Raw genomic sequence first — 16,355 nt, 5'->3', positions numbered from 1 at the left:
CGACATGTCGGATGAAGCGTTCTGTTAGGCCGACTGGATCTTCTCCCTGTAATTCTTGCATACTCAGTCACGGTCGCCCCCGACTCCCCCCTCCACGGAGGTTCCCCGTGCTCCGCGAGCGTTGCCTTGCCATCCTGGCTGGCGCCGCCTTGTTCCTGGCTCTGCCAGCCTCCGCCGATGAGGCCGCTGTTTGCGCGCCCGTCGCGAAGGTCCCTCCTGAAAGACATCTGCGGCAGCTGACGCTCGACCTGCTCGGTCGGCCGCCCACTTGGGAGGAGTACAAGGCTGTCCAGGCGAAGGGCTCGGTGTCTGAAGAAGACATCCGCGCCATGATGAATGACGAGTTGTTCTACACGCGCGTGCGCAACTTCCACCGCGCCCTCCTGCGCTCGAACATCAGCGCGAGTGTCTTCGACAACGGCAACTCGCGCCTGGGTGGCAACGGCACCAGCGCCGCCTTCGGCTTCGCGAACAATCCGTCCACGGCGCTGCGAGGCGTCAATGGCCAGTCCTGCAACTCCGACATCGAGCAGAGCTCCTGCTTGACGACGACGCAGGACGGGCACGCCGTGGCGCCGCGCACCAGCTGCACGGATGCCATGGGCGTGCCCATGCCGGTCAGCTACGACTACGACACCAACTTCTTCGAATGCACGGAGTTGGCCGTCAAGACGGCCAACGTGGTGACGACCTGTGCCCAACTGGCCGCCCTGCCCGCGACCGACGAATGGGGGAAGTACCGCTACTTCTGCGACAACCGCGGCGCTGCGGCGACCGTGAAGTCGTACCTGTGCCTGCCCGACCCGAAGAAGAACACGACCTCCGTGCTGAAGGAGAAGACGGATGCGGCGACCGGCGGCTCGGGCCTGGTGGTGTCCTTCGACCATCCCAATCCAGAGACCAAGCCGAGCCTCCTGACGCTCACTCGCTGCACGCTGGACCTCGCCATCAACAACAACATCAAGGGGGCCTACTCGACCACTCGCGGCTGCATCCAGCGCGAGGGCTTCGTGATGAAGCCCGCACCCTACTGGGCCCCTGCGGGCTCGCCAGCGACGGTGAAGGTGTGCGCCATCGAAGCCCAGGAGCGCGACCACAACCCCTGGACGCGTGAGTCCTGTGAGACGGGCCGCTTCGCCAATGACCGCAGCTGCGGCTGCGGCGTGGGCATGCGCCGCTGCGGCGTGTCGAACATCGGCCTGACCACGGACCCGCTCTTCGTGCGCAACGTTCACGACATGCGCGTGGCCGCCTTCAACGAGGAACCGCTGCGCATCGCCGAGTCCGTCGTCCGCCGCGACGAGCCCTACTACAACATCCTCACCACGCGCCGCTCGTTCGTGAACGGCACCCTGTCGGAGTTCTACCGGCAGCGGCAGGGCGTGGGTGTCTTCAGCGCCACCGCGCCCGCGCCGCTGGAGTCGATTCCCGCCATCGCCTACACCGACGCCGCGAACTGGAAGGAATACACGCGGGATGAGTCGCACTCCGGCGTGCTGACGACGCCCGGGTTCCTCTACCGGTTCCCCACGCACCGGGCCCGCGTCTCCGAGTTCTACGAGGCGTTCCTCTGCAAGACCTTCGTGCCTGGCTCGGAAACGTCCCTGCCCGACCCCGAGGATGCCTGCAACCGGGAGAACAACCTGGCCAAGCGCTGTGGCTGCAACTACTGCCACGCCACCATCGAGCCCACCGGCGCCCACTGGGGCCGCTACGCCGAGCGCGCCGCGCAGTTCCTGCCGGCCAACCAGTTCCCGCGCTTCGACCCGAAGTGCCGCGACTGCGCCATCAACGGCGACACCAACTGCGGCGGCGAGTGCTCCCAGTACGTCATGCAGGCGTACGACGGCGACGGCGCCAGCAGCCTGGGCATGCTCAAGACGTACCTGTACCGCACGGCCGACGAGGAGCAGAACATCGAGGCGGGTCCGCGGCTGCTCGTGGAGCGCATGTACCAGTCGGGTGAGCTGGAGCGCTGCACGGTGAAGCGGGTCTGGAACGAGTTCCTGGGCCGCCCGATGACGGCGGAGGAGCAGCGGATGTACCTGGCGCCGCTCGCCAGTGACTTCGCCAAGAGTGGCCACCGCTTCAAGTCGCTCATCGAGCGCGTGGTGACGACCGACGCCTACCGGAGGATTGACTGATGCGCCGCTCGCTCCTGATCGCCGCGTTGCTCACGCTGAGCGCCGGCTGCAACAAGTCCACCGAGGAGAAGCCCGGCCCCACCCTGGACGGGCAGCTCGAACCGGTCGCCAACCCCCACCAGCCCGGGGACTTCGACCCGCTGCCGGACCCGGAAGCGCAGGGCGGTAGCGTGGGCCGCGCCCCGCGCCGGCTCACCGTCGCCCAGCTCGACGCCGCCATCCTGGAGGCCGTCGGCCGCCGCTGGGTGAACGGTGGCGACGGCATCGACGCGCGCGCCTCGTCCCTGGGCCGCGCCGACTTCGCCCTCGTCTCCAGCGAGAACACCGAGCCCAACTTGGTGTTCGCCAAGTTCCTGGAGGATGGCGCGCGCTTCGTGTGCATCGCCCAGGCGGGTGATGAAGTGAAGCAGGCGGATGCCTCCAAGCGCACGCTGTCGCGCACGCTGCCGGGCACCTGGGATGACCTGCGCAAGCTGACGGACGCCCAGGTGCGAGAGTTCCTCGTCTACAACTCCCTGCGCTTCTGGGGTGCGCCCCTGGAAGGAGAGGAGCTGACGAAGTGGGTCGGTTTCTTCACCCAGGCCACGGCCCGGGCGGAGACGGCCAAGCGGCGCTCGGACGCGCTGGCGGTGATGTGCATCGCCATGCTGACCGACGCGCGGTTCATCACCTACTGAAGCTCGGAGTGACTTCGATGAAGAAGAATCGACTCGACGAGAACCACCGTCCCGAGCGCCGCACCTTCCTCAAGGCCGCGGCCGGCTTCATGGGCTCCACGCTGCTGGGCGGCCTGCCCTTCCGCTCCTTCGCGCAGGCGGCCTCGCTGGCCCCGGCCGACCGCTGCTTCGTCTTCGTGTACTTCAACGGTGGCTGGGACCAGTTGCTCGCCTTCGACCCGAAGGACCCGGACGAGTTCACCCCGGACCGCGCGGCGGAGACGCGCATCCTGCCGGGCTACAACCTCATCAATGACGCGCGCTTCTCCGCCATCCCCCTGCGCCCGGAGAAGTCGGGCGTGGGCCGGTCCAACATCGACTTCGGTCCCGCGGTGGGTGACCTGTCGAAGCACTTCGACCGGATGACGGTGGTGCGCGGCATCAACATGAACACGCTGGGCCACGAGGTGGGCTATCGCTACTTCCTCACCGGGAAGATGCCCATCGGTAGCGCGGCGCGTGGCTCCTCCACGGCGACGGAAATCGTGGGGCAGATGAAGCCCCGCGTGCCCATCTCCAACATCGCGTTCAACGTGGAGTCGTACAACGACCGGTACCCGGGCTACGCCAACGCGCTGCGCGTCAGCCGCAAGGACGACCTGCTGCTCACGCTCAAGCCCAGCTCGCAGCTGCTGGACAGCGAAATCGAGAAGCAGCTGGTCGACTTCCGGGGCCAGCCCATCACCTGCGAGGAGGCCGCCTACGGCGCTCGCGGCGTGGGCACCACGTACCAGAACAGCCGGGACCAGATGCAGCAGGTGATGGCCCAGAAGCTGGAAGCGTCGTTCAAGTTCGACGCTCAGACCCCGGAGATGGCGGCGGTCCGGGAACGCTATAGCCTGCCAGAGAGTGGCAACTACGACACCGAGGCGGGACGTGCCGCCATGGTGGCCACCGCGCTCAAGAAGGGCATCGCCCAGTGCCTCACCATCAACCTCACGGGCGGCCTGGACACGCACTTCGGCACGCAGCTCACCCACGCCAACAACCAGCGCCGGGGCTTCGACGCGCTGTCCGACCTGGTGGATGACCTGATCGACACCCCCCACCCGGCGGGCGATAGCTTCATGGACCACACCACCATCATGGTGTTCTCCGAGTTCTCCCGCACGCCGCTCATCAACAGCGCGGGCGGCCGGGACCACCACATCTCCAACTCCTGCATGCTCATGGGCGCGGGCGTGAAGCACAACCACGTCTTCGGGAAGAGTGGAGACATTGGCATGTCGCCCGGCACGTTCGACCTGCGCACCGGCGCCATCGACCCTCGGGGTGAGAACATCTTCCCCGAGCACATCATCGCCACGGTGCTGGCGTCGGCGGGCCTGGACTACAGCATCACCCGCGTGGAGCCCCTTCGTAGCATCCTCGCCTGAACCGCATGCGCACCCATCCCCGAGCCCCCCGGGAGATGGACGAGGGGCGGTCCGCCGCCCCCGTTCTTCTTCGTCTCCTTCCCCTCTGCGCCGCCGTCCTCCTCACCGCGTGCGGCGACGACTCCCTCCCGTTGGACAGGCCCCGGCCCGTCTCCTTCCGGCCCACCGAGGTCCGGTCGAAGACGGCGCTGGCGTCGGCTCCGGGCTTCGCGGACCAGGCAGGTGGCGGCATCTTCGCCAACACCACCGGCACCGTCGTCCGCATCCGGTTGGATGGTTCGCTGGGGGCCCTGGCGCCCCACCCGGGCAACAGCGCCGAGCTGGGCACGGTCAACGCCGTATTCCGCATGGGGCCGCACAGCGCGCTGGTGGAGGCGCGGAACGGCCTCTTCCTCGCCGAGTCGGGGTGGCTCATCTCCCCTCCGTGGCGTGACGCGTTGGGCCTGGGCATCACCGCGACCACGCAGTCCTCGGATGGCGCGGTGTGGCTGGCGCATCCCACGGGCCTGTTCCAGCTGCGCGACGGCACGCTGTCCGCGCTGAAGGTGAAGGGCGAAGCGCTCACCGGCATCACCGCGCTGGCCGCGGCACCGACGGGCGAGGGCTCCGCGGGCGTGTGGTTCCTTCGCGACGGCAAGCTGCACGTCGCGGTGGCCACCAGCCTGGTGCACTTCGACGTGCGCGAGGCGGGCGCTCCCCTGGAGGAGGGCGAGGTGGTGGAGTCGCTGGCCGGACTGGGCCCGGGTCTGGGCACCTCCGGAGAGCTGTGGCTGCTCACCAACCAGGGCCTGCTGCGTCGGCCGAGGGAAGGCTGGCGGCGGGTGACGCTGCCGCAGCGGCCGGTGCAACTGCTCGCGTCGGGCCGCTTCCTGTGGGTGAAGTCGAGCGACGCGCTGCTCCTGTACGACGCGGACGCGAACGAGTGGGGCCTGGCGCAGGGCATCGACACGCGCGAGTTCCGCTTCCTGTCCGCGGACGAGAGTGGCTGCGCGTGGGTGCAGCTGGGCGGCGAGACGGTGGCGGTGAGTCGCTCGCCGGCGCCGCGCGTGACGGGCCTGCACCAGGGCATGCAGGTGGTGGAGGACGGGCTCGTGGTGCGCGCGGTGATGCCCACGGGCGTGGAGCCGGACTCCGTCGTCTTCCAGTTGGGCGGTGTGGAGGTCCCCGCCACGGGTGAAGGGCCTGTGTACAGCCTGGGGGGCCAGGAGGCGGACGGCACCCCGAAGCCGTACTCCTTCGCGGGCCTGGAGGCGGGACGGCAGGCGCTCGGCGTGGTGGCGCGCTTCCTGGATGGCACCGAGGCCAAACGCCTGGTGCCGTTCGACTACCAGCCCGTGAGCACCGTGGCGCTGAGCTGGGCGACGGACATCCAGCCCATCCACGTGTCGCGCTGCGAGAAGTGCCACGCCACCGGCCCCGGCCGGGCGCTCAATACGTACGAGTTGTGGAAGGAGAACGCGGCGCTCATCACCGCCGCGGTGAGAGACCAGCGCATGCCCGCGGATGGGCCGTTGGACCCTCAGCTCATCTCCCTCATCCAGCGCTGGGCCGCGTCCGGCGCGAAGCCCTGAAGCCCCCGTCGCACCCGCCTGACTCCCCTCGAGGCACACCATGATTCGATTCCCTCGCGTGGCCCCCCTCCTCGCGCTCCTCGTCACGGCCTGCTCCGACGACCTGGACCCCGCGCGTGAGAACGAGCCACCTCCGGAGGTGGACCAGTGCACGGGCCTGCCCCCGCTGGCCTTGCGCGCCGAGCCCGCCCGGGTTCGCGTGGGCAGCCCGGTGTCGCTGGTGGCCAGCGGTGGCAGCGGCCAGTACCGCTACACACTGGAGGACGGGGGCTCGTCCGGTGAGCTGCGCGCGTCGCGCTTCATCGCGGGGCACACCCCGGGCACCGACACGCTGGTGGTGGAGGACGCCCGCTGCCCAGGTGATGCCCGTACCACGCTGGAGGTGCTGGCCCTCTTCGACATCGCGCCGGCGCGGGCGCAGCTGCGGCCGGGCACGTCCTTCCAGGTGTCGACGAAGGGCCTGCTGGGCACGGCCACGTACAACCTGACGCAGAACCTCTCTGGCGGCACGCTCACCGCCGAAGGGCGCTACACGGCGGGCCCCACCGAGGGGCTGGACCTCATCACCGTGCGCGACTCGCAGACGGGTGACGAGGCCATCCTCCAGTACGACGTGAGCAAGGCGGCCCGGCTCGGTGGCGCGCCCGCGTTCCTCGCGGTGCCCTCGGGCTCGTCCGTGCCGCTGGCCACGCGCGGTGGCAGCGACACGGTGGTGTGGACGAAGGTGTCGGGCCCCGGGACGATTGCCGCCGGGCGCATCGGCTTCCTGGCGGGCGACACGGGCGCGGCGGTGCTGGAGGCGTCGGACCCCTTCTCCGGAGACAAGGCGTCGGTGACGGTGGTGGTGCTGGACGAGCTGACGCGGCCGGGCCTGGCGCATGGCCGGCTCACGGATGCCGCCACGATGGTGACGGCGGACTTCGACGGTGACGGCACGCTGGACCTCGCGGTGGGCCAGCGCGAGAGCGACATGGGCCGGCCCACGGGCGGCGCCGTGTTCATCTACAAGGGCGGCACGGGCGGGTTGGAGGCGCAGCCGCTGTGGGTGCTCACGGGCGACACGGACACCGCGCAGTTCGGTGACGCGCTGGCCGCGGGCGACTTGGACGGTGACGGGCGCGCGGAGCTGGTGGTGTCCTCGCCGGGCGCGGACGTGGCGACGAGCAATGCGGGCGCCGTGTACCTCTACACCTTCAAGGGAGGCGCCCCCGCGCCGCTGCGCCTGCAGCTCGCCGGCCTGCTGCGGGATGCCGCGTTCGGCGCGGGCCTGTCCGTGGCGGACATCGATGGTGACGGCAAGGTGGACCTGGTGGTGGGCTCGCCAGCGGGAGACCTGGCGCCCAGCAACAACATCCGCGCGCGCGGTACCGTGGACATCTACCTGGCCACGGCCAGCGCCCCCGTTCCGGATTTGCCCACCATCCGCCTGGGTGGCTCGGACCTGACGAAGGACGGCGTGCCCATGGCGCGCACGGGCTCGGACCTGGGCCGCGCGCTGGTGACGGCGGACTTCAACAAGGATGGGCGGCTGGACATCGCCGCGCTCAGCCGCGTGTCCCGCTACACCGCGGAAGGCGCCGTCTCCGGTACGCAGGTGGCCATCTCCGTCTTCTTCGCGCGCTCCGAGGGGATTCGCTTTCGGGCGAGCCCGGACGTGTATGTGCTGCCCGCGAACCTCGCGGACTCCAATGAGGGCACGTGGCGGCTGGCCGCCATCGCGGGTGACGGCACGCGTCCGCCGTTGTTGATGGCGGTGGCGGACCGCGCGGACTCGCCGGACCTGAGCGCCAGCGGGGGTGTGCGCTCCGGAGCGGACGCGGGCGGCGCGCTGCTGTTCGACCTGAGTGCCCATGCGCCCACCGGCGACCCGGCGACCACGCCGCCGCAGGTGAAGCGCGAGGAGGCCTTCGCGCGCATCTACGGTGACGCGGCCGGTGTCGTCGCGGGCCGCAGCTTCGCGGTGCTCGACGTGGACGGCACGCCGGGGCCGGAGCTGGTGCTGGGCGCGCCGTATGCCGCGCCGCCCGGGCCGAGCAACACCACGCTGCGCTTCGGCGGCAAGGTGCTCGTGTATCCCTTGTCGACGCTGACGAAGGGCGCCGTCATCAACAAGTCGCTGACCGCGCTCAATGGCATGGCGAAGTCGGACACCCTGGGCTCGGGCCTGGCGGTGTGGCGCCTGCCGGACGGTGAATCGCTGGCGGCCTTCTCTGGCCGAGCCTCGTCGGACCAGGGGGCCTTCACCGGCCGCGTGGAGCTGTTCCGCCGAGGGGGCGCCTCGCTGGTGGAGTGGGCGCGCACCAGCGCCAACGTGCCGGCGAAGCCCAGCGTGGAGCGCGTGGGTGAGCAGGTGGCCGTGGCCGTGGGGCCCAAGGGCGCGGTGGCGCTGCTGGGAGCGCCGGGCTGGTCGGGTCCGGGAGCCAACGGCGATGGTGATGCGATGTCCATTGGCCGGGCCTACGTGCGCGAGGTGGCTCGGACTGCCTCCGCCGTGGTGGCCGAGGAGGGCGCGCCTTCCCCGCACAAGGCGGGGCGCACCGTGGGCGCGGACGTGGCCTTCACGGACTTCGACGGGGACAAGCGACCGGACCTGGTGGTGGGCGCCCCAGGCTTCGTCGTTCCGGCCAGCAACAACGCGGAGCTGGCCGCGACCTACCAGACGGTTCGACCGGAGTGTGTCACCACGGCCAACCAGTCGGTGGGCGGCGTGTTTGTATCGCTGGGGCAGCCGGACGGTTCGTTCAAGCCCGCCTATCGCTTGTGGGCGCCGCTGCAGATCGCCACCTGCGTGCCGGAGACGGACGCGAAGTGCAAGCGCTCGGCGCTGGGCCGCGGGTTGGTGGGCGGCTTCGACTTCAATGGGGATCGCAAGGAGGACGTGGGCGTGCTGCGGGACAGGGGCATGGAGGTGTTCCTGGGCCGGCCTCCGGACGAAGCGTCGCTGACGAAGCTCACCATGACGTGTGACCCCGTCTACTCGTGGCCCTCCGAGGCCATTCAGACGAGCGCGCCGACGTCGCTGGGGGATATCAACGGGGACAGCTGCGACGACCTCGCGTGGCGGTACGCGGAGGGCAGCCGCTCGGGCGTGGCCATCCTCTTCGGCTACGACGCGGGCGGTGTGCGCTGCAGCGGGCGCACCACGCCGACCGTGTGGCGCATCGCGGGCGACAGCGAGGTGCAGCTCAACAACATCGGCCTGGGACTGGCCATCACCCGCGCGGGCAAGGTCATGCGCAACGCGGGCGGCACGACGGGAGACGGGCGGGACTTCCTGGCCATCAGCGCCACCGCGGTGCCGTTCAACGGCGTCACGCAGCCCGTGGTGCTGCTCTTCGACATCGCGCAGCTCACCACGGTGATGGCGACGCTCCCCTCGCGGAACAGGCCGTTCGTGCTGGGCGCCTTCGGCGACGACCTGACGCCGGTGGTGGTGGTCCACAAGTCGCGCGCGGTGGGCTTCGGCACGGCGCTGGCGGGCAACGTGGACCTGTCTGGCGACAATGTCCCTGACCTGGTGGTGAGCGCGCCGGGCTCCTCCGAGGCCTCGGATGGTGGTGGCGCCGTGTTCGTCTACGCGGGTGCGCCCAACCTGGGCGGCGCGCTCTCGCCGTACTTCACCGTCGTGGGTGATGGCGCCGAGCGAGCCCAACTGGGACAGGACCTCGCGCTCGTGCCGGGCTCGGGCGGAACCCCGCCAACGATGGTTATCGGTGCTCCCCGGAGCTTCCGGACAGGCACGCAGAACGGGACAGCGTTCGCGCTGCCGCTGCGCTTCTAGCTCGGGGGCCATTGGGAACCGCGGGCGGCCGGGCCTATCCTGGGCCCGGCCTCATCGCGGGAGTCTCATGGCAAGGGATTGGGAGCAGGAGTGGAGCCACGGCGAGCAACGCGCGTGGCTGGAAGCGCCGGACATCCTCTGGGCGCGCTTCCGGGGCGCCATCACCGAGGACACGTCGCGCTGGTCCTGTGGCCTCTACAAGACGCTGTCAGCCGAGGGGCGCTTCTACCTGGCGGCGGACATCACCGACTCGCAGCTCAGTCCGGAGTCCCGCCGCTACCTGGTGGACCACGCGAAGGCGGACTGGTTCCTGGGCATCGTCTACATCGGCGCGGCGCTGGAGCAGAAGGCCACCACCAAGAGCCTGATGGTGGGCTCCATGCTCAGCGGTGGGCGTCCGCTGGACGTGCGCTACGTGGACACGCTCGACGAGGCCCGCGCGTGGGTTCAGGAGCACCGCGCGCTGAACGCCTCGCGTTGACGCCAGCGCTTCAGCTCGGAGTGCCCTCGTCGGTGGGACGTGGCGCGGCTTCCTTCGGCAGCACGTTGGCCAGCGCGGCGCCTCCGAGGATGAGGGCGCCGCCCACGACGAGTGACAGGGTGAAGGGCTCGCCGAGGAAGGCGACGCCCAGCACCACCGCCACCAGCGTGTCGAGCAGGGCCATGGCGCCCAGCGCGGTGAGAGAGATTCGCGGCAAGAGCCAGTAGAGGCACAGGTACGTGAAGGCCGTGCCGAACACCGCCAGATAGAAGACGGCGCCCATCGCGCGCGGCGTCCAGTTCCCCGGCGAGTCCGCCTCCAGCAGGAAGGAGAGCGCGAGCAGGGGCACCGCGCTGCTGAGCGTCTGGCCGAAGACGAGCACCTGCGCGGGGACGTGCGACATGTAGCGCCGGGCCAGCACGTTGGCCACGGCGATGATCGCCACGGCCACCAGCGTCATCACGACGCCGAGCAGCACCTTGCCGGACAGCGCGAGCCCCTCGACGCCCGAGGAGTGGAGCACCACCACGCCCACCGCGCCCAGGCTCGCCGCGAGTAGCTTGCCCGGCGTCAGGGGCTGGTCCGGCATCAGCACTCGGCCGATGAGCAGCAGCCACAGCGGGAAGGTGGAGAACAGCAGCGCGGCCCAGCTGGAGGGAATCCACTGCTGCGCGAAGAAGAGCAGTCCGAAGGGCACGGCGAGCTGGAGCAGTCCCAGCGCGGCGATGCGACCTCCGGTGCGCGCGTCCACCCGTCCGCGCGAGCGCGCGAAGGGCAGGAGGAAGAGGCCCGCCACCAACATGCGGGTGCCGAGGAAGCGCAGCGGCGGCAGGTCTTCCAGCCCCACCTTCACCACGGACCAGGTCGAGCCCCACAGGATGAAACACGTGCAGTAGGCGAGGGCGACCTTCAGCGAGCCAGCCGGCTTCACGGTGCCGGATGCGGTGGCGGAGTCCATGGTGGCGTCGCCATAGCACCCGTTCCGGGCACATGCACTGAGCGCATCATGCGCGCGGGAGAGCAGGCGACCGGGCGTCAGTCCGGCAACTTCTGCGAGTGCTTCAGCGCCGGGGCGAACAGGTCTCCCACCGCATCCAGGCGTTTCTTCAGCGTGCGGAGGTTGAAGCGCGCGGGGTCCAGTCTCCGCGTCACCTCGCTCCACTTCAGGGGCGCGGAGAAGGGAGCGGCCTCGCGTGCGCGCAGCGAGTAGGGCGCCACCACCGTCTTGCCGCGCGCGTTCTGTCCCGCGTCCAGATAGAGCCGTCCCTTGCGCGCGCTGATGCCGCGTGTGGTGGTGGCCAGGTCCCCCAGCCGTGCCGCCAGCGCGTGGGCCAGTTGGTTCGCATGGGCCTGGACCTTCGCGTAGGTGTGCCCAGGGCCCAGCGGTATCAGGACATGCAGGCCGCGTTTGCCGGAGGTCTTCGGGTAGCTCTCCAGGCCCTGGTCCTCCAGCAGCTCACGAAGCGCGAGCGCCGTCGTCACCACGTCCGACCAGCCGCCCTTGCCCGGGTCCAGGTCCATCACCAGGAAGTCCGGCTGCGAGAGCTGGGGTGCATGGCTCAGCCACATGTGGAGCGTGAGCGCGGACTGGTTGGCGAGCCAGAGCAGGGGCTCCTCGCCGTTCACATTCACGTGGCGCAGCGTCTTGTCCACGTGGCGGACGCGCAGCGTGGGCACCCATTCAGGGGTGCCGGACAGCTCGTGTCGGAAGAAGCCGGGGGCCTCGATGCCAGCGGGCCACTGCTGCACGGAGATGGGTCGGTCCGTGAGGATGGGGACCAGCAGCGGCGCCACCTCGCGGTAGTAGGCGAAGACGTCCGCCTTCGTCAGCCCGCTGCGCGCGAAGAGGACACGGTCGCCATGGGAGAGCTTCGCGCGCCCGGACTCCGGGGCCTCGCGACGTTCGGGCGCGGAGGTCCGCGCCGCCTGCGCTCTGGGCGCACGGAGCGCTCCCGTGGTGCGGGGGCGTGCATTGGGGCGGTTCACGTCCCAACGGTTGGCATCCGGGGAACCTGTCGCAATGTCGTGCGCGCTTGGGGGGCGTGCTCTTCCGCCCAGAGTCGCCAGGCAACCGAGCCCCGTCCGGCCCGCTGACTCATCCAGCGCCTCCCGAAGCCTCACGGTGTCAGGAGCAAAGCGCGGACACCCTGGCTGACAGCGAGCGAGCGCATGCGCATCTGTATTCGGGAGGATGCATGGGCACCGAGGCCGTGGGCTGGTTCAGTTCCTTCGTCTTGTTGATGACCTTGGGAACGCAGATCCACAAACAGTGGAAGTCGGGCTCCAGTCAGGATGTCTCCAAGTGGCTCTTCGTGGGGCAGATGACGGCCTCGCTGGGCTTCACCGTCTACAGCGTGCTGGTGGGCAACTGGGTCTTCGTGGTGACGAACGCGCTCTTGCTGGTGAGCGCCGTGCTCGGGGAACTCATCGTCCTCAAGCACCGTCGGGTTGCTCGCCGTGACGACGCGCTCCCCTTGAGGCCCGCGCACCCGCGCCCCTGAGCTGCTGCCCGCTCGCCCGGCGCGAGGGCGGTCGGACCCGGGACTTGAGGGACGGGTTGGCCTTCGGGAAGAGACTTCTCACATTGCACACGTCCCTGGCGCGGAGGAAGTCGACATGGCCGAGAAGTCCGAAGTGGCACGGCTGCGAAGCCTGGCCCAGCTCGACGCGGATGCGGTGGGCGCGTACGACGCGGCGCTCGCCCGAATCCCGGAGCCGCTGGTCCGTGAGCGGCTCGGCGAGTTCCGCGCCGACCACCTGCGCCACGTGCGGGAACTCAATGGCTTCATCCACCACTTCGGCGGCGCGCCGGTGGACCTGCGTCCGGACCTGAAGGGCGCGGCGATGAAGGGGCTGACCGCGATGTCCAGCATGATGGGCACCGAGGCGGCGCTGGTGGCCATGCTCGGCAACGAGGAGTTCTCCAACCGGGCCTATGACCTGGCGCTGCGCTTCGACTGGAGCCCCGACGTGCGCGTCCTCATCGAGCGCCACCGCGAGGACGAGCGGCGTCACATCTTGTGGATTCGTGAGGCCGTCCGGACCCGTCCCTGGGAACGGGAGCGGGCCTCCGCCCACGATGGCTCCGAGGTCCAGGCCTGACCCTGTCTCTCCGGAGGCAGGGCTCCTGGCCGATATGCGAGACACATGCCGTCGTTCTAGTCTCCCGGAGACGGGTTCCTTGGAGGCGGCATGATGCGCTTGGCCACTGTATTGGCGTGTGTGTTCATGGTGACGGGCTGCGCGGCCCATCGCGGTGAGCTGGACTACCCGGACCGTGAGGCCGTCTACGACCGGCCGCTCGCCGAGATGTGGCCCGAGGTCCGGGGGTTCTTCACCCGCAACGAGCTGTCCTTCCGCGAGGACAAGGGCAGCATGGTGCTGGAGACGGAGTGGCGGCAGGAGTTCGGCGGCTCGAGGATTTCGGGCTTCTTCCACCGGTACATGGTGGTGGGCCGGCGCGAGACGCCCACGTCGAGCAAGCTGCAGATCTTCCGCATCACCAAGAGCGTGAACAAGACGCTGTCGCCGCCGGGTAACCAGATTGACTGGGGGGTCAACCGCAACATGGGTGGGCCCAACCAGGAGGACAAGGGGCAGAGCGTGGAGGACTTCGAGGACCGGCTGGCCCTTCCGCGAGGGGAGAACGGCTTCTTCGCGGAGTCGGGTCAGGGCCAGCGCGACATGGTGATGGAGTGGCGGGTGTTCCGCGAGGTGGCGCCGCTGCTGGCGAAGGAGGAGAACGCGCCCCAGCCGGTGCGGGTGGCGAAGGCGCCGGACGCGAAGGAAGCCCCTTCGCAATTCGCGGTGGAGTGCGGGCTGCCCATCATCGGTCTGGGCAAGCAGGCGAAGCCGGGCGCGGTGTTGCTGCTGGGAGAGATGCACGGCACGCAGGAGGTGCCGCGCTTCGTGGCGCAGGCGTCCTGTCAGGCGACCGTGGCGGGCATCCCGGTGACGGTGGGCCTGGAGCTCCCGCTGGAGAACCAGGGCCGCGTGGACGCGTTCCTGGAGAGCCAGGGTGGGGAAGAGGACTGGCTGAAGCTGATGGAGGCCCCTTTCTGGCGCAGCCCGTATCCGGACGGCCGAGGCAGCGCGGCGATGGCGAACATGCTGGAGCACCTGCGCCAGCTGCGCGCGCAGGGCCTGGATGTGGACGTCTTCGTCTTCGACCACCCGAAGGCCAACGGGCAGCAGCGCGAGGACGCGATGGCGGGCACGGTGGCGTTCCAGGTGGAGTCGAGCCCGCGGCGCTTCCACATGGTGTTGTCGGGGAACATCCACGCGCGCACGAAGCAGGGCCTGCCGTGGGACAAGAAGCACCGGCCCATGGGTCTGCTGTTGAAGCAGCGGCTCGACAGCGTGGTGTCGCTCGACATGGCCTACGACACCGGCACGACGTGGATCTGCTCGGTGGACTCGAAGGGCGTGCGGGACAGGCTGGACTGCGGCGTGCGCGAGGCGAAGGGCAAGGACAACGGCGAGCGTTACTTCGTGCACACCTGGGACTCCACGAACGCGGAGGGCTACCACGGGGTGTTCTATGTGGGCGCGGTGAACGCGTCCGCGCCGGCCATCCGACTGGGTGAGCAGGGACCGGGCAAGGAGGGCAGCAAGAGCCCCTTCGCGCGGGAGGAAGGGAAGCTCGCGTCCTCGCACTGAGCCGTGGCGATATGGTGCCCTCCTGGCTCCGTTCCATTTCGGGAACGTGATGCCCGGAGGGTGGATGCGCTCGGTACTCTACGCGGTGGTGTTGTTGGCCTGGGGCTTGGGGGGCTGTGCGGCTCACCGAAGCGACCTGGAAATCCCGGACCGTGAAGCCATCTACGACCGGCCGCTCGCGGAGATGTGGCCGGAGGTCCGAGGCTACTTCACGCGCAACGAGCTGCCCTTCCGCGAGGACAAGGGCAGCATGGTGCTCCAGACGGAGTGGCGGCAGGAGTTCGGCGGCTCGAGGATTTCGGGTTTCTTCCACCGATACATGGTGGTGGGCCGGCGCGAGACGCCCACGTCGAGCAAGCTGCAGATCTTCCGCATCACCAAGAGCTCCAACAAGACGCTGTCACAAGGCGGCAGGGAGCTGGACTGGGGCGTCTCGCGCGGTGTCGGACTGGGGCCCACCGGTCAGGAGGGCAGCGCAACGCATTCGATTTCGGAAGGTGATCAACCCCTGACCAGTGCCGAGGACTGGGAGGAGGTCATGGACACTCCGCGGGGCGAGAACCTCTTCATCGAATCGGCGCAGGCCCAGCGAGACCTGTTGATGGAGTGGCGGGTGTTCCGCGAGGTGGCACCACTGCTGGCGAAGGAGGAGAACGCGCCCAAGCCGGTGCAGGTGGCCAAGGCCCCGAACGCGAAGGAGGCGCCGTCGCAAATCTCCATGGAGTGCGGGCTGCCCATCATCGGCCTGGGCAAGCAGGCGAAGCCGGGCGCGGTGCTGATGTTGGGCGAGCTGCACGGCACGCGCGAGGTGCCGCGCTTCGTGGCGCAGACCTCCTGTCAGGCGACCGTGGCGGGCATCCCGGTGACGGTGGGTCTGGAGCTGCCGCTGGAGAACCAGGGCCGCGTGGACGCGTTCCTGGAGAGCCAGGGTGGGGAAGAGGACTGGTTGAAGCTGATGGAGTCGCCGTTCTGGCGCAGCCCGTACCCGGATGGCCGTGGGAGCGAGGCGATGGCGAACATGCTGGAGCAGTTGCGCCAGTTGCGCTCGCGGGGCCTGGACGTGGACGTCGTCGTGTTCGACCACCCGAAGGCGAATGGTCAGCAGCGCGAGGACGCGATGGCGGCCACGCTCATCCACCAGGTGGAGTCCGCGCCCCAGCGCTTCTATGTGGTGCTGTCGGGCAACATCCACTCGCGCACGAAGAAGGGCCTTCCGTGGAACAAGCAGCACCGGCCCATGGGTCTGATGCTGAAGGAGAAGCTCGACAGTGTGGTGTCGCTCGACATGGCCTACGACACTGGCACCGCATGGATCTGCTCGGTGGACTCGAAGGGCGTGCGGGACAGGCTGGACTGCGGCGTGCGCGAGGCGAAGGGCAAGGACAACGGCGAGCGCTACTTCGTGCACACGTGGGACTCGGTGAACTCGGAGGGCTACCACGGGGTGTTCTACGTGGGCGCGGTGAATGCGTCCGCGCCGGCCATCCGCGTGGGTGAGCGAGGGCCCGGCAAGGAGGGCAGCAAGAAGCCCTTCGCGCCCGAAGCGGAGTCTGTCGTCTCCGCGCGCTGAGCCGTGGCGATATGCCACCCTCCCGCTCCCGTTCCATTCCCGGTACGCGATGCTCGG

The 16,355-nt window shown here is 69.5% G+C and carries 12 protein-coding genes; 10 read left to right on the top strand and 2 right to left on the bottom strand.

What is annotated here, in order from left to right; all coding sequences use genetic code 11:
- Positions 1–107 precede the first annotated feature (107 nt).
- The 6 genes from HR086_RS04900 to HR086_RS04875 all read left to right on the top strand — a co-directional run bounded on the left by HR086_RS04900 (position 108) and on the right by HR086_RS04875 (position 10,069).
- Positions 108–2,144: a DUF1585 domain-containing protein gene (locus HR086_RS04900; RefSeq protein ID WP_174464993.1), complete on the top strand. Its 2,037-nt coding sequence runs from the start codon at positions 108–110 to the stop codon at positions 2,142–2,144.
- A complete protein-coding gene (locus HR086_RS04895; RefSeq protein WP_174454528.1) occupies positions 2,144–2,821 on the top strand; it encodes a hypothetical protein in 678 nt (225 codons plus the stop codon). The genes HR086_RS04900 and HR086_RS04895 overlap by 1 nt, the downstream gene beginning before the upstream one ends.
- A 17-nt stretch (positions 2,822–2,838) precedes the next feature.
- Positions 2,839–4,236 carry a DUF1501 domain-containing protein gene (locus tag HR086_RS04890; protein WP_174454529.1) on the top strand — a complete coding sequence of 466 codons (1,398 nt, stop codon included), beginning with the start codon at positions 2,839–2,841 and terminating at the stop codon, positions 4,234–4,236.
- A gap of 5 nt (positions 4,237–4,241) precedes the next feature.
- Positions 4,242–5,807, top strand: a complete 1,566-nt coding sequence (locus HR086_RS04885) for a hypothetical protein (RefSeq protein ID WP_174454530.1) — start codon at positions 4,242–4,244, stop codon at positions 5,805–5,807.
- A 40-nt stretch (positions 5,808–5,847) separates the two neighbouring features.
- The gene (locus HR086_RS04880; RefSeq protein ID WP_174464992.1) at positions 5,848–9,588 is read left to right on the top strand and encodes an FG-GAP-like repeat-containing protein; all 3,741 of its coding nucleotides are present in this window, start codon (positions 5,848–5,850) and stop codon (positions 9,586–9,588) included.
- Positions 9,589–9,655: 67 nt separating this feature from the next.
- The gene (locus HR086_RS04875; protein ID WP_141641754.1) at positions 9,656–10,069 is read left to right on the top strand and encodes a hypothetical protein; all 414 of its coding nucleotides are present in this window, start codon (positions 9,656–9,658) and stop codon (positions 10,067–10,069) included.
- Positions 10,070–10,079: 10 nt separating this feature from the next.
- On the opposite strand, the gene HR086_RS04870 is transcribed toward HR086_RS04875, so the two are convergent.
- Both HR086_RS04870 and ligD read right to left on the bottom strand, forming a co-directional pair.
- Positions 10,080–11,027, bottom strand: coding sequence for a DMT family transporter (locus HR086_RS04870; protein ID WP_174454532.1), 948 nt, complete (start codon positions 11,025–11,027; stop codon positions 10,080–10,082).
- 77 nt (positions 11,028–11,104) lie between these two features.
- A complete protein-coding gene (gene ligD / locus HR086_RS04865) occupies positions 11,105–12,055 on the bottom strand; it encodes a non-homologous end-joining DNA ligase (protein ID WP_371745657.1) in 951 nt (316 codons plus the stop codon).
- 209 nt (positions 12,056–12,264) lie between these two features.
- Here ligD and HR086_RS04860 point away from each other — a divergent pair, with 209 nt between their 5' ends.
- The 4 genes from HR086_RS04860 (at position 12,265) to HR086_RS04845 (ending at position 16,298) form a co-directional block, all read left to right on the top strand.
- The gene (locus HR086_RS04860; protein ID WP_141641757.1) at positions 12,265–12,570 is read left to right on the top strand and encodes a hypothetical protein; all 306 of its coding nucleotides are present in this window, start codon (positions 12,265–12,267) and stop codon (positions 12,568–12,570) included.
- 115 nt (positions 12,571–12,685) lie between these two features.
- Positions 12,686–13,171, top strand: coding sequence for a ferritin-like domain-containing protein (locus tag HR086_RS04855; protein ID WP_174459759.1), 486 nt, complete (start codon positions 12,686–12,688; stop codon positions 13,169–13,171).
- Between the two features lie 90 nt (positions 13,172–13,261).
- On the top strand, positions 13,262–14,728 hold the full coding sequence (locus HR086_RS04850; protein WP_174464991.1) for a hypothetical protein: 1,467 nt from the start codon (positions 13,262–13,264) through the stop codon (positions 14,726–14,728).
- A gap of 64 nt (positions 14,729–14,792) precedes the next feature.
- Entirely contained in the window at positions 14,793–16,298 is a 1,506-nt protein-coding gene (locus HR086_RS04845; RefSeq protein ID WP_246137070.1) for a hypothetical protein, read from the top strand.
- The last annotated feature ends 57 nt before the right edge of the window (positions 16,299–16,355 follow it).

The sequence above is a fragment of the Myxococcus sp. CA039A genome (genome assembly GCF_013336645.1).
Lineage (GTDB): Bacteria > Myxococcota > Myxococcia > Myxococcales > Myxococcaceae > Myxococcus > Myxococcus llanfairpwllgwyngyllgogerychwyrndrobwllllantysiliogogogochensis.
This window is presented reverse-complemented; position numbering and strand designations above follow the sequence as displayed.

Bases quoted from the DNA above. Each gene is read 5' to 3' on its own strand.
- HR086_RS04895 (WP_174454528.1), top strand. From the start codon at position 2,144: ATGCGCCGCTCGCTCCTGATCGCCGCGTTGCTCACGCTGAGCGCCGGC.
- HR086_RS04890 (WP_174454529.1), top strand. From the start codon at position 2,839: ATGAAGAAGAATCGACTCGACGAGAACCACCGTCCCGAGCGCCGCACC.
- HR086_RS04885 (WP_174454530.1), top strand. From the start codon at position 4,242: ATGCGCACCCATCCCCGAGCCCCCCGGGAGATGGACGAGGGGCGGTCC.
- HR086_RS04880 (WP_174464992.1), top strand. From the start codon at position 5,848: ATGATTCGATTCCCTCGCGTGGCCCCCCTCCTCGCGCTCCTCGTCACG.
- HR086_RS04875 (WP_141641754.1), top strand. From the start codon at position 9,656: ATGGCAAGGGATTGGGAGCAGGAGTGGAGCCACGGCGAGCAACGCGCG.
- HR086_RS04870 (WP_174454532.1), bottom strand. From the start codon at position 11,027: ATGGACTCCGCCACCGCATCCGGCACCGTGAAGCCGGCTGGCTCGCTG.
- HR086_RS04860 (WP_141641757.1), top strand. From the start codon at position 12,265: ATGGGCACCGAGGCCGTGGGCTGGTTCAGTTCCTTCGTCTTGTTGATG.
- HR086_RS04855 (WP_174459759.1), top strand. From the start codon at position 12,686: ATGGCCGAGAAGTCCGAAGTGGCACGGCTGCGAAGCCTGGCCCAGCTC.
- HR086_RS04850 (WP_174464991.1), top strand. From the start codon at position 13,262: ATGATGCGCTTGGCCACTGTATTGGCGTGTGTGTTCATGGTGACGGGC.
- HR086_RS04845 (WP_246137070.1), top strand. From the start codon at position 14,793: ATGCGCTCGGTACTCTACGCGGTGGTGTTGTTGGCCTGGGGCTTGGGG.